The sequence below is a fragment of the Staphylococcus sp. GDX8P54P genome, from assembly GCF_017893165.1.
Classification (GTDB): Bacteria; Bacillota; Bacilli; order Staphylococcales; family Staphylococcaceae; genus Staphylococcus; species Staphylococcus borealis.
The window spans coordinates 17,476-32,058 of record NZ_JAESMM010000009.1 but is presented as its reverse complement, the minus strand read 5'-3'; the positions used below and the strand labels follow the sequence as shown (position 1 = coordinate 32,058).

The 14,583-nt window shown below is 33.0% G+C and carries 11 protein-coding genes; 1 reads left to right on the top strand and 10 read right to left on the bottom strand.

Going from position 1 to position 14,583, the window contains the following annotated elements; genetic code table 11:
• Positions 1-86: 86 nt before the first annotated feature.
• The 4 genes from KA909_RS03800 to KA909_RS03785 form a co-directional block, all read right to left on the bottom strand.
• Positions 87-4,196 (bottom strand): GW dipeptide domain-containing protein, encoded by a 4,110-nt coding sequence (locus KA909_RS03800; protein ID WP_193839539.1) that lies wholly within the window; start codon positions 4,194-4,196, stop codon positions 87-89.
• Between the two features lie 361 nt (positions 4,197-4,557).
• Positions 4,558-4,980: a GNAT family N-acetyltransferase gene (locus tag KA909_RS03795; RefSeq protein WP_075109036.1), complete on the bottom strand. Its 423-nt coding sequence runs from the start codon at positions 4,978-4,980 to the stop codon at positions 4,558-4,560.
• Positions 4,981-5,122: 142 nt separating this feature from the next.
• Positions 5,123-5,593, bottom strand: coding sequence for a DUF2538 family protein (locus tag KA909_RS03790; RefSeq protein ID WP_075109035.1), 471 nt, complete (start codon positions 5,591-5,593; stop codon positions 5,123-5,125).
• Positions 5,594-5,611: 18 nt separating this feature from the next.
• Positions 5,612-6,886 (bottom strand): LCP family protein, encoded by a 1,275-nt coding sequence (locus KA909_RS03785; protein ID WP_193839538.1) that lies wholly within the window; start codon positions 6,884-6,886, stop codon positions 5,612-5,614.
• 461 nt (positions 6,887-7,347) lie between these two features.
• On the opposite strand from KA909_RS03785, the gene KA909_RS03780 reads away from it, so the two are divergent.
• Entirely contained in the window at positions 7,348-8,523 is a 1,176-nt protein-coding gene (locus tag KA909_RS03780; RefSeq protein WP_193839537.1) for a serine hydrolase domain-containing protein, read from the top strand.
• 217 nt (positions 8,524-8,740) lie between these two features.
• On the opposite strand, the gene rihC is transcribed toward KA909_RS03780, so the two are convergent.
• The 6 genes from rihC to KA909_RS03750 all read right to left on the bottom strand — a co-directional run bounded on the left by rihC (position 8,741) and on the right by KA909_RS03750 (position 14,388).
• Entirely contained in the window at positions 8,741-9,640 is a 900-nt protein-coding gene (gene rihC / locus KA909_RS03775; RefSeq protein WP_193839536.1) for a ribonucleoside hydrolase RihC, read from the bottom strand.
• Positions 9,641-9,781: 141 nt separating this feature from the next.
• Positions 9,782-10,072, bottom strand: a complete 291-nt coding sequence (gene qoxD / locus KA909_RS03770; protein WP_053029123.1) for a cytochrome aa3 quinol oxidase subunit IV — start codon at positions 10,070-10,072, stop codon at positions 9,782-9,784.
• Positions 10,069-10,674 carry a cytochrome aa3 quinol oxidase subunit III gene (gene qoxC, locus KA909_RS03765; RefSeq protein WP_075109031.1) on the bottom strand — a complete coding sequence of 202 codons (606 nt, stop codon included), beginning with the start codon at positions 10,672-10,674 and terminating at the stop codon, positions 10,069-10,071. The genes qoxD and qoxC overlap by 4 nt, the downstream gene beginning before the upstream one ends.
• Entirely contained in the window at positions 10,664-12,652 is a 1,989-nt protein-coding gene (qoxB, locus tag KA909_RS03760; protein WP_053029124.1) for a cytochrome aa3 quinol oxidase subunit I, read from the bottom strand. Before qoxB ends, qoxC begins: the two co-directional genes overlap by 11 nt.
• The gene (gene qoxA / locus KA909_RS03755) at positions 12,652-13,776 is read right to left on the bottom strand and encodes a cytochrome aa3 quinol oxidase subunit II (RefSeq protein ID WP_075109030.1); all 1,125 of its coding nucleotides are present in this window, start codon (positions 13,774-13,776) and stop codon (positions 12,652-12,654) included. Before qoxA ends, qoxB begins: the two co-directional genes overlap by 1 nt.
• Positions 13,777-14,070: 294 nt before the next feature.
• A complete protein-coding gene (locus KA909_RS03750) occupies positions 14,071-14,388 on the bottom strand; it encodes a DUF5011 domain-containing protein (RefSeq protein WP_053029126.1) in 318 nt (105 codons plus the stop codon).
• Positions 14,389-14,583 lie beyond the last annotated feature (195 nt).

The window sequence follows — 14,583 nt, the reverse complement described above, 5'->3', positions numbered from 1 at the left end:
GGCTGGGACAAAATCAAATGTCCCAGCCTCTACTTTTCTAGTTTTTTAACCATTCTATCTTCCAGTTATTTGAATGAAGAATGTCATTATTTAGTATAACTTGTGATATCGAAGTATTTACCAACTGCTTTAATCTCACTGTATAGTTGTTTTAAATATTGAGCGTTAATATTAGCCCAGTTAATATCAGTTGCATATTGATGCGTAGCAGGGTGATCTGGATTCCAACGCATTTTGTATAATGTATTTTGTCCAGCTTTAATATAGTCTTTGCCTATAAATTTAGCGCCACCAATAATAGCTTTAGATACTGAGTTCCAACCAGCTTGTTTAGCATACTTAATGCCACTGTATAGTGGATTAGCATCGTATGCAGCTATACCAAATACGTTGTGATATTTTGTAGCACTCTTAGTAGTAACGTAATTATTAACAATATTAGCACCTTTAGCTAATTGAGATTGACCATTACCTGTTTCAATTAACGCGTGTGCAACTAAGTAAATTTCATTAATACCTGAAGTGGCAGCTGCTTGACTGAATGCTTGTCCTTGATTCTCAAGTACACCTTTACCTTTAAGTAATTGGTTTAAACTTGCTACAGAAATGTTTTGTGGACGATCTAAACGTAAGAATTGATACTTAAGTGTTTCATCTTTAGCTAATCGTTCAGGATTCATCGCATTTTTAATTTCACTATAAGTAGCATTAGACCAACCATAACCGTTTCTTTGAACTTGTGGTGGTGCACCATAAGCATTTTGTTGAAGTGACACAGCTTGATTTAAAGTTCTATATGATTTTGAATACTTAACTAATTCTTTCTTCAAATCAGTATCTTTAATCCATACATACTTACCATTGCTTAATTTACCATAATACCAAGTTTTACCATTGATGACTTTACGGTTCGTTACTTGGAAAATTTGTTCATTAAATGCTTTTAATGAAGTTGCTTTTGCAGAGGTAGGATCATCATAATAAAAACCATTATAGTTATTAATAATGAATTCATATTGATACTTTTCACCATTATTTGATGATGTATTAGATGATGTTAAGTCATCTTTAGCAATCCAACCTGTTTTACCATTAACAGTACCATATAAGTATGATGTATTGCCTACAACAACAGATTTAGATACTTTAAATGATTGATTAGCTAAGTCTTTATTGTCTAAACGTTGTTGATTTGTACCCCATGCGATTGAGTAAAGACCATTATTTTTATTATTAATTTTGTATGTGCCTGATGTTTTTTGTTCAGAACTTGAATTTTGAATATTTAAGTCCTTAACATTAAACCAACCTAAAGGTGTATTTTGTGTAGTGTTTTGAAGTAACACATACGTATTACCATTAACTGTTTTTTCTTTAGAAACGTTGAAAGTACGATTTGCATATTTAGACGCATTTTTACCAGTTTTATCATAAACAGTTGCGTGTGCACCACTGTTATTTGCATTAACTTGAGCTACTTTAGACACTGTTTGTGTTGAAGATGTAGATGGTTTAGTAGTTGTTGTATTCACTGCAAACTTAGCATTTACTTTAGGTGCTTGTTGTACATCAGTTGATTTAATCCAACCCCAAATATTATTGATTACACCATGTAGGTATGTTTCATTTCCAACTTTAAGGTTATCAATTGATTTTAATTGTTTGCCACTAGATGGAACTGTAGCTTTAACTTGTTTAGCTGTTCCCCAAGGTGTGTCATAAATATTGGCATTACCTTTAATATTGTAATAAGTGGCAGTTGTCTTGGTAGGTGTTGAAGACTTAACGGTAATTTCTGAAGCCGGAATCCAACCTCGTGAAGTATTACCATTATAATCAGAAATTAAGTAATAATCTTTATTGTTTAACGTAGCTTTCTTAGTGATGTTATACGTCTTACCACCAAGCGTAGCATTTGCTTTTGCGTTCTTATCATAAACAGTTGTATATGATCCTTTATTCTTAGTAGAAACTTGGCCTAAAGTATTTTTAAGGTTAGACACTTTTAATGTGTTGTCTACTGATGGTGTTTTACTGCCTGATGTTGGTTTAGTTATATCAGTTAGGAATGCTTTGCTAACCCATCCATTTTTACCATTTAATGAACCAAATAAATAAGTGGATTGGCCTACTTGTTGTGATTTTGTTGCTTTAAATGGTGCAGTATTTGATTTAGAAACCGTTCCAGCTACTTGATTATAATTACCCCAAGGTACTGTATATAGTGTAGTACCAGATTTAATATTATATGATTGGTTAACTTTTACAGGTGATTTTACAGTGTTATAAATCGTTTCACCCTGTTTAACCCAACCGTATACTTTACCGCTATTATAGTCAGATACTAAATAGTATTTATCTTTGCCAAGTGTAGCGGATTTAGTAACAGATAGAGTGTTATGCACTTGATTTGTAGCTTTACCTTTAGCATCATAAACGGTTGTGTATAGACCACTATTATTTGTTTTAATTTGAGCTAGTCCAGTATTAGCATTAACAGTTAATTTAGGTGATGTAGTAGTTGAACCACTATTACTTGAGCCACCTTTATTTGTATTAGATGAACCGCTATTACTTGAAGTTGTACCCCAAGGTGCGACTTGACCCGTTTTGATTAAATATTTTTCATTAATTAAATCATATAATTCGTTATAAGAATAGTTATGATTTTGTAAATAAGCGTGTGGGTCTGAATGATCCGTGCCACCTAAGAAACGACTGATAGCATAGTGTGTCCATACAGTACCTTGACCGTCATTCTCAGCACTGTTAGGTTTTAAACCGTAATATTGTAATTGTGTTGCAGCATAATCTGCATAGTTATTCATTGACTTAGCAAATGAAACATAGTCATGTGTATGCACAATTTCAACATTGATGAAACGATTATTTGCTTGCGGACCTGCACCCCATGATAAGTAGTCAGTAGGGGCCGTTTCAATGATACGGTTGCCATCAACAAATGCATGAACAAATGCTGAATTGTAATTATTTTTCATATAATTAATTTCGCCATCAATTGTTGAATTATCATTAGCAGTATCATGAACTACAATACCTTCAGGTCGACCTACACCATTACGATAGCCATATTTAGGGAAGTATGATGAATAATTTTCTTCAATCTTAGGTGCTTGTAAGTTATTTGAGCGAATATAATTGTTAATTGATGAACTAACTTGTGGTTTATATTTTGGTAAAGATGATGTCGTTGCTCTAGCAGCATAACGTTTAACTGTTTTTACGGGTGTTGCTGAACCACCTTTGCCACCAACTGATCTAAATCCAGAATAACCTGATTGCGCGTTATTTGATGCTGACGTTTGAGTAGCATTCGTTGAAGCTTTTATTGAAGCTTTTGGCGTTGTTGTATTTTCAGAATTAGCTACGTTCGACGATTTAGCTTGCGCTATATTTGATTGCTTAGCATTTGTCGCGTTATCACTATAAGTACTAATGTTCTTAGTAGCCGTTTGTTTATGCTCTGTTTGTTGCTTTGATTGAGCTGCTTGATTAGATTGAGTTGGAGTAACAGTTGATTGATTTGTATTATTTTTATTTGATGAAGTTAAACGTGCTGTTTGTTGTGAACTTTCATCAATTGTATTGTTTTGGTTTTTAACATCTTGTGTAGCTTCTTGGTTTGTATTCGCAGACGTACGCTCATTTGTTTGTTGTTCAGATACTTCTGAAGCATTTACAGAAGCTTGTGATGTTTGATTATTCGTATTCACATTATTTTGCGTTTGATTCGTATTCTCTTTTTGGTCTACTTTGTTTAATGTTGATGCTTGTTGTTCATTGTTTTGAACTTTAGCTGACGTACTATTTGAATCTGCTGTATTTGTATTAGCTGTATTTTGTTTTTGTGCACCTTGTTGATTTTGTGATGACGTATCAACTGTATTTAAGTTATCTAATTTAGCATCGTATGTTTTACTTGCTGTAGCAACAGATGCTTTTACATTTTCAGGATTTTGATATGTTTGTACACCTGAAACATTTTGTGCTGAATTCGTTACTTCTTTTTTAGCCTGTTCAGCATTTTTTATATTTTGTTGATCATCAATCACATTATTTGTATTGGTAGAATTTTGATTCGTTTCAGCTGCATGTGCTTGTTGTGTTGTAAATGCAGCACCAAATAAAGTGATTGCAATCATGGAAGGAAATTTTAAATTAAACTTTTTGGTCATATTGTTACTCCTCGTTATTAGTATAGTTACAATTCCATTATAGTATTTTAAAATTTGCTATGATTTGATTTAACTTATTTGTAAACTAACTTTAATACTTTCTTACTTATATTAAACAAATTATGAATTTACTAAGGGGTTAGCGGGGTAGAATTAATAATTAAAAGCGCATTTATCAAATAGGTTAACGAAATTAAAGAGTCCGGGACAAAAATAATATAATGAAGCTATTTAGCAAATTCGCAGTAGCTGACTGAACTGAGAAGGCGCTTAAATTAAGCTTTTCTCAGTTCTAGTCATCCTTGCGGGGGTGGGACGACGAATTTAAAAGAATTTTGTCCCACTCCCGAATGTACCCTGTTTATATATTCTTATACATTTTGATATGATCGATATTTTCTTCAATAAAAATGGTGCCTGTTGACATATAACCTAGTTTCTCGTAAAAACCTTGTGCCTGTACTTGTGCATTTAATACTAATTGCTGATATCCTTGATCTTTCGCAAAACGTTCGATGGCGTGCATTAAAGTTTTACCATACCCATCTTTTCTATAATCTTTTAGAATAGCAACTCTTTCTACTTTAGCAGCGTCATTATACGGTCTAAATCTTGCACATGCAAATGGCATATGATTTGTATCATACCCTATAACATGTGTTGAACTTTCTTCAAATGAATCTAATTCATTTTCCAAAGGAACACCTTGTTCTTTTACAAATACTTCTTGTCTTATGTAAAAACAATCTGATAACATGTCTTTATTTTTTACGATTTCAAACATTTCAAAGCCCCCCTATAGATATAATTATTAAAAATTAAAAAAATTCAAATTAAAAAAATTATAAAGTTATTCTATCTGATTTATAAACAGAAAAAAACTCCTTTTTACAAACAATAAGTAAAAAGGAGTAGGAATATCGTTTTTATAGTGCTTCTTGGCGAACAATGGCACTATATTGCCAAAATATTCTCATTTGAGCAATATTCCAGTTATTCATGCCCATTGTGTAGCCTGAAGGTTTAAATATAGTAACATCAGTCACTTCTAATGCTGCCGCAATGAGATATTGAAGAGGTACGCTAATACTTTGCATTGTCTCGGTAATACCATTCTCATTGTAGACCCAGGAGAATGGTAAATCTGATTCAAAAACATCCACTTTATTGAAAATTTCAGGTAGGGCAAGAATATAACATGCGCCATTTACAATAGGGTTAATTGAATTCTCACCGTAGTAAACTAAAAGAGCTTCATAATTTTCGCGATGTTCGTGGTTTACGTAAAAGAACTCACTTCTGAATAAAGCCATGTCTTTGCTATGAATAATTTGTTGCTCTAAAACATTGAACATGCCGTTAATGTTAGCAGCTTTTTCATATGTTTTACGTGACATAGTATGTGATCCTCCCAATTAATATAATTGATTCGTTTGATTTTGGTTGTTATTAAATGAATCGGATTGATTTGTCTGATTATCATTGTTGGTTTGACTGTAATTATCGTTTTGCGTAGTACCCTGACTATTTTGGTCATAACCACCGTATGAATTAGAATTATCTGTTTCTGTTGACTGTGTTTCAGTTGTATTATCGTTACTTGCTGAATTATCAGTACTATCATCAGTAGAAGATGTATCTTTTTGATTATTTTTCAATAACGACTGATCAAGAGGTGTAAGTGGTACTAGTGTGCCGTAATGGTTAATTACACGTTGATCTAAGAAATCATCCTTATCTGTTATTTTAGATAGTCCTAAATCAGAACGCAATATATTTGAATATTTCATAATATTACTTACGCTCGGATTGTAATAGTAAATGTTTTGTAGGTAATCATCTTCACCTTTAAGTTGAGATGTTTTAAATTCAATATCATCAGATAAATACATAGATGCGAGTGATTTAATTTCAGAAGCGGTTAAATTGTGTTTGGCATTTTTCCCTACAATTTTTACTAAGTCATCTAATTTATCGTATGAATCTAAACTTTTAGCTTTTTGGAATAGCAGTTTAATTAAATCCATTTGTCTTTCGCCACGTTTTAAGTCAGAGTCATGGTGTCTTGTTCTTGCAACAGCTAACGCTTCGTCACCGTTCAGTTTTTGGTATCCTTTTTTTATTTTAATTCTACCGCTGTCGTCTGTATTTGGTTCATTTAAGTCATAAGGAACGTCGTAATAGATCCCACCAAGTTCATCTACTGCTTCAACAAACGCATCCATATTCACACGTACATAGTAATCAACTGGAACATTTAGAGTAGCTTCGACAGAATCCATTGCAGCTACAGGACCACCATAAGCATGTGCATGCGTTATTTTATCGTAATAACCAACTTTAGGAATGTAGCTAATCGTATCACGTGGGATACTCAGTAAGCGAATTTGACGTTTGTCAGGACTAAAGGTAGAAAGAATCATAGAATCTGTTCTAGAGTGTTCCGTAGTTTGGCCATTTTTTCGGCGACCTTCATTATCATCGATACCTAAGAATAAGATTGAAACGGCGTCTTTAGAAGGATTTACTTTACCTTCTCGAATGCTCGACTGACGTTTTGAATCAGTCTTATCATAAGAGTCTTGCATTGCACTTTCAGAAGTTTTGTACAAATTGATGATAAAAATTACAGGAACAACGATTAATACTAATGTGAGTAGCATCATAAAATATTTTAAAAATCGGTTCATAGCATTTGCTCCTATACATATTATCTTTTAAATGTGATTTTATAATTCGAAAAATAAACACAACTATGTGGTTATTTAAGAAAAATCATAAAAATCAAAGATAAAGTTTTTAGTTTTCGTAATTTGTTTATAGTCAAAGGTGTTAAAATGAATTGAATTTATGTGTTCTATACTCTCATAGCCTTAAATTGTATTACTTTTTGGAGAAAATTACAACTTTAATTTTAATACAAGATTTACATAATTAAAATAAAATTAAAAAAAGAGATTTCGGTGCATTAATTTATACTTTATCATACTAAAGTATGATGAATTTAAAAATGATGCGTGTATGATTAAAGAAAGATGAATTCAATGATGTTGTGTTATATAATATAAAATGTTGAATGAATAAAAAAATAATATAGATAGAATAGTTTTTGATTTAGACACGCTTCTATTTTAGATGTAAGAGGGACCTCATGAAAAATAACAAATTAAAAATTATAGCTTTTATTTTAGTATTAATCGTATTAGTGCTTCTCGTCATTTTATTTGTCGTTAAAGTAACTAATTACAGTGTTAAAGATAGTGCATATAATAATGTGAACGATAATAAGACTTATATTGAGCATAGAGATAAACACCACAAAAAGGCGCCTAAGTTAAAAACGGTTCAAGCGGATGATCTTAGTATTAAACAAATTAATACATATTTAAAGAATGTTCATTTTAATGGATCGATTACAGTTTTAAAAGATGGGAAATTAATGCTTGAGAAAGGCTACGGTTACCAAAATTTGAGTAGTAAGAAAAAGAACAACACAAATACGATGTATTTAATTGGCTCAGCACAAAAATTCACTACTGGCTTAATACTCAAGCATTTAGAATTATCAAACAAAATAAATATGAATGATTCTGTTACGAAATATCTACCTTGGTTCAAGACAAATAAAACCATTACTCTGAAAGATTTAATGTTACATAGAAGTGGTTTATATAAATTTAGTGCTAATCCAGATACTAAAAGTTTAGATGGAGCAGTACATGATATCCAAAGAAGAGGGATCAACACTAAGTATTATCATAAACATTTATATAATGATGCCAATTATTTAGTATTAGCACAGGTTATAGAATCAGTCACACATCAATCTTATGTAGAAAATTACTATAAATACTTAGCTGAACCTTATCACTTAGAACACAGTGCTTTCTTTAATGAGAAGCCTTTTAAAGAGAATATGGCTACGGGGTATAAAGTTAAAAATAATAAATTAAAAAAGATGAAACCTAATATTTTAGAGCAATACTATGGTGCTGGGAATTTATTTATGTCTACGCATGATATGGCTAGATTAGTTAATGACTTACAGCAAAATAATATTTTTAATCAAGCGGTAACAACCTCATTGCTTCAAGAAATTGGAAGTACTAAATACCCAGAGTCATATAGATATGGGTTCTATGCGACACCACAAGTCAATCGAATTAATGGTGTATTCTTTGGTCAAATATTTACTGTGTACTTTAATAAAGACTACATTATTGTATTGGCGACTAATAAAGTTGATAATGCTAAGCTATCCAATGAGTCGACGATTTCACATATTTACTATCAATTACTAGGTCAAAATATTTATGAAACGAAGTAAATAAAGTCGTGCATTTGAGGCAACATTAATCTATAGGGCTATATAATATTGATATTAGCTGGCTAGAGTGAGAAGACCTTTAAATTAAGATTGCTCAACTTTAGTTATCCTTATTGGAGAAGGATCTAATAATTGGAAGGACATAAAAATATTCCAAAAATAAATTGGGAGTGGAGAAACGAAATCGAATTGAAGTCGTTCTTCACTCCCTTAGTTTTTATTTAAGTGTGTTTTTGAATATGGAACGATAGTTATCATTTAAACTTGATGTAACTATTGTACAGTTTGGATATGGAGAATCAAAATCAACAACTGTAGCACCTCTAGTCAGTGTAGCTTGTAGTTCAATTTGTACATCGGCCAGATGTGTTTCATAACTTTCTGTGTCGAGTAGATAGAGTACAGTAAAGACGTCATATAATTTTAACCCTTGAGCAAAGTCCTTTTCTCTATAATGTTGAAAGAGTTGATAAAGCATTGCACTTGTTCGACTCATATGTTCGAATGACGCTAGATAGTCATGCGTTAATAAAGATTGTCGCGCTAAATCAAGGCCAATCATTGTGATAGGGAGGCCACTATTAAACACAATATGAGCTGCTTCAGGATCGCTATAAATATTAAATTCAGCAAGCGGTGTTACATTACCTCGTCCAGCGCTACCACCCATTAAGACAATTTCCTTAATAAAATCTTTAACTTCTGGAAATGTACTTATTAATAAAGCAATGTTCGTAAGTGGTCCTAGAGCAACGATTGTGATAGGGGTGTCTGTTTGTAAAAGGATATCTCTCATTGCAGTTATTGAATTAGTTGATGCTAATTGATTTATTGATATAGAAGGGAAGTCATAACCATCCATACCACTTTCTCCATGAACATGACTAGCATCAATAACCTTACTTATTAATGGTTTTGTAGCACCTCTATGAACAGGTACGTCACTGTTGAAGAAAGCTTTTAATTTTAGCGCATTTGCGGTCGTTTTTTCGATACCAACATTTCCGTTAACAGTAGATATCATTTTAACATCAAAAGATGGATGTAATAGGGCGACACTTAATGCAGCTGCATCATCAATACCTGGGTCTGTATCTATAATTAATGGTAAACGCATGATTGAATTCATCTCCTATATAATGATTGGTTTAATATAAAGATAACTTATCTAAGATAGTAAATGAAAGTATAAAGAAAGAACCTGTTTGAAACGCTAAGGCGTTTCATAACAGGTTCTTTTAGTGAGATAAATATTAAATTATAAGTGGTGAGAATGTCCACCTTGCATAACCCAATACGTACCAACAACAGTCACTAATGTGATGATAATCGCAAAGATAACTTTGAACGATTGTACTTGACCATCTTTACCTTCAGTTAAGTGCATGAACATTAATAATTGAACTGCAGCTTGAATAAATGCAAAGCCAAAGATGATTGTTGTTTTAGCATGGAATGTCATGTTTGTGTATAGAGTTACGAAAACTGCTAATAACGTCAAGACGATTGAGGCTATAAAGCCAACTGTATGTTTTACGATTGTATTCATCCGCTATACACCATCCCTATCATATATACGGCAGTAAAGATGAAGATCCAAACAACATCTAAGAAGTGCCAGTATAAACTTACGATAAATAATTTTGGAGCATTGTATTTATTAAGACCACGTGTAGCTACTTGGATTAATAAACAAATGATCCAACCAATACCTAATGATACGTGGGCACCATGTGTACCTAATAGGATGAAGAAACTAGACCAATATGATCCAATTTGTGGTGTTACACCTTCAGAAACATAGTGAGCGAATTCGTAAATTTCGAATCCAACGAACACTAAACCTAAAAGTACTGTAAGAATCATCCAAAACATCATTAAGTTTTGTTTTTCTTTACGCATGTAATAAATTGCAATACCACATGTGTAAGAACTGATTAATAAGGCAAATGTCATAATTAATACAAGCGGTAACTCGAATAATTCAGTTGTCATTTTGCCTGCGTAATCGCCACCATGTTGCAACGTTAATAACGTTGCAAATAAGGTACCGAATAACGAGAATTCGGCTGTAAGGAAAATCCAGAAGCCAAGTTTATTTAATTGACCTTCGTGCGTACGTGAATCAACAGTATTTGTATCATGACTCATGACCTACAGCCTCCCTTTCTTTAATACGAGCTTCTCTTAAGCGAGCTTCATTTTCAGCAACTTCAGAAGCAGGGATATGATAACCATGATCTTGAACGAAACTTTGGTAAACTAATGAACCAAGAATACCTACTAAACAAATTATAGCAGGGACGATCGTTTCAAAGATTAAGAAGAAACCACCTAATAACATGAATATACCCATAAACACACCAGTATGTGTATTGTTTGGCATATGAATGTCTTTATAGTTATGGTTATCTAAATAATGACGACCATGTTCTTTCATATCAACAAATGTATCATAGTCATTCCAATCTGGAGTGATAGCAAAGTTGTATTTAGGTGGAATTGCAGAAGCAGTTGACCACTCTAAAGTACGTCCAAGACCATCCCAGTTATCTCCAGTAGCTTCACGTGGAGCTTTGATATGACTGTATACGATGCTTGCTACTAAGAATAGGAAACCAACAGCCATTAATAATGCACCAATAGTTGAGATTACGTTTAATAACCACCAACCATCAGAAGGCATGTAAGTGTATAAACGACGAGGCATTCCGTCTAATCCAAGAATGAATTGTGGTAAGAAACATACGTTAAATCCAATCATGAATAACCAGAAACACCATGCATTTAATTTTTCGTTTAATTTGTAACCCATCATCTTAGGATACCAGAAGATTAAACCAGCTAGGCAGGCAAATACTACACCAGTAACCAATGTATAGTGGAAGTGAGCTACTAAGAAATAAGTATTATGATATTGATAGTCAGCTGATGCCATCGCTAACATTACACCAGTAACCCCACCTAATAAGAAGTTAGGGATGAAGGCTAATGAGAATAGCATAGGTGACTCGAACGTAATACGTCCTTTATACAATGTTAATAACCAGTTGAAGAGTTTAACTCCGGTAGGTACACCGATTAACATTGTTGAAATTGAGAAGAATGAGTTGATTAACGCACCATTACCCATTGTGAAGAAATGGTGAACCCAAACTAAGAAACTTAAGAATGCGATACCAGCAGTTGCCCACACCATGCTTTGGTGACCGAATAAACGTTTACGAGCAAATGTTGGAATAATTTCAGAGTAAATACCAAATGCAGGCAAGATAACGATATAAACCTCAGGGTGCCCCCATACCCAGAAGAAGTTTGCCCATAACATTGGCATACCGCCATCAGCAACTGTAAAGAATGCAGTTCCAAAAATGCGGTCAGCTGTCATTAATGCAAGTACAATTGTGAATACTGGGAACGCAAGAATTACGATTAAAGTCGTAATAAATGTAGTTACAGTAAACATTGGCATTTGCATGAATTTCATTGTTGGTGTTTTACATCTAAGTATTGTTACAAAGAAGTTAATACCAGTCATTAATGTACCAATACCTGAAATCTGTATAGCGATTAGGTAATAGTTAACACCTGGGCCTGGACTAAATTCACCAGCTAATGGTGCATAGTTTGTCCAACCAGCTGCTGGTGATCCACCAATAATGAATGAAAGGTTGAATAAAATCATACCAACAAAGAATAACCAGAAACTAATGTTATTCATAACTGGGAACGCCACATCACGAGCCCCAATTTGTAGTGGAACAACTACGTTCCATAAACCAAAAATGAATGGCATAGCCATAAAGATAATCATGATAACGCCGTGCGTACTGAAGATTTCGTTATAGTGATTTGATTCCAAGAAAGTATTATCTGGAATTGTTAATTGTGTACGTAAAAGTAACGCATCAATACCACCACGGACGAACATAAGTACAGCACAAATTAAATACATTAAACCGATTTTTTTATGGTCTACGGATGTGAACCATTCTTTGTAAAGATATTTCCATAACTTAAAGTAAGTAATTACTGCAATTAAACCAATAACTAGGAATGGCGCACCGATTTGTGCCATTGTAATCATCCAGTTACCTTTAACGAGTAATTGATCCCATGGAAAATTCATTAATGTCCACCTCCATGATCATTGTCTGCTTTGCTACCAAATTTAGACGCATTTTCGTCTTTCGCGCTTTTACTGATTTTTTCCATTTCCTTAGCGTTATGATCCTCTTCTTTCTTGAATTCATTATCATAAGGATCATTGTTACCAAGAATCATAGGTTTCATACCATGACGCTTATAGTTAGCGTTAGTGATTTGAACCTTACGAGCTGGTTTCTGTGGTTTATCAGTAACATCTTTGTACAAGTCTTCTTCAGCTACAAAGTTAGGATCTTTTTGAACATAATTATAACGTTTGTAAGCGTAGAAAATGTACTCTGGATCAGCTGCAGGGTCAACGAATGCCATATGCGTACCATTGAATGTCAATTCTTTATTAGGTGTACTTGGTAAGAGTTGTTTATCAAACTCATCTTGGCTAAGTGTTTTCTTGCTCTTAGCATCTTTAACCCAAGAATCGAATTCACTTTGGTCTACAGAGTGAACTTTAAACGTTTGGCGAGAGAAACCTTCACCATTGAAGTTAGAGTTACGTCCTCTGAAAGTACCTGTTTCATCGGCTTGTAAAGTCCAATTCATTGTCATGCCAGTCATGGCATATTTTTGACCACCTAATTGAGGAATCCAGAAACTTGTCATCGTATCCATAGCTTGCAATTTGAAGACTACAGGACGATTTTTAGGAATAGTTAATGTATTCACTGTTTCTACTTTTTGTTCTGGATAAGCAAAGAACCATTTGTATCCAGCACTTACTGCATATACAACCATTGGATCTTCCTTACTTTCTGGTGGTTTCTCATAATCGTATAAAGTTTTAACTGTTGGAATAGCTAAAGCAATAACGATAATGATAGGTACCACAAACCAAATTGTTTCAATTAAAGAATTGTGGTGCATCTTACCAGTTTCGCTGTTTTTATTGTAGCTATACTTGAAAATAAAAATAGCGAACATGGTAAGTACAACAGCAACAATAACAAGCATGAAGACGATTGAATAAATAATCAGGAACTTCTGACTACTTGCTACTGGCCCTTTTGCATTAAATACTTCTACATTCGAACAACCACTAAGTAAAATTAGCGTGCCGAACATTAGAAGCAAAGACTTAAATTTTGACACTTTTTTGACCTCCTAATACTACAAATGTAGGGCTTATCATTAATTTTAGTTTATTACGCGATATTTACAAGTACTTATCCAAAAAAAATTATAATTATATATAGGAAACAACTAGCAACAATAGGAATGACGGGGAATGTAAGATTTGTTAAAATTATGTGTCTATTCTGTGAAAAATGACAAAATTAAGTGAAATACGCATATAGTTGAGAAACGTTATCATTTTCAGTGTTTTCAAGGGTTTTAGACATAAAAAAAGATGAGACATTTCATCTCATCTCAAAATTGTCATCATTACTTAACTTCTATGTATCGCGTAGAAGTTTCTTTAGCTCCATCTGAATCAATGACGTTATATTTGACTTTATATTTACCTACTTTAGAAGTATCAACATGACCATCAACAGTAATTTTATGCGTTAAATCGCCATCTTCTTTATCATAGGCGCTAATTCCATTAAGTAGATTATAGTTTTGGCCTTTTTCAATTACAATATCATTCACGCCTCTAAGTTCAGGAGAGTGGTTTGTAGTAGCTTCTGCACTTAAGTTGGGGGTAACTAGAGTTGCGGAGACGCCTAGCGCTGAAAGTGACTGGATTAGTTTATTCATTAAGTTAACCTCCGTTAAAATAAAGTCATTGAGTAATTTAATTAAACTATACAATATATTCTGACAATAAACATCATACTATAGTCTTAATATATCGTATTATTTTACGAATTTAAATAATAAGAAGAAAAATATATATTAAGATTATGTAAAATGAACATTTTGTGAATTTGATTACATTTGATTTAAAAAATT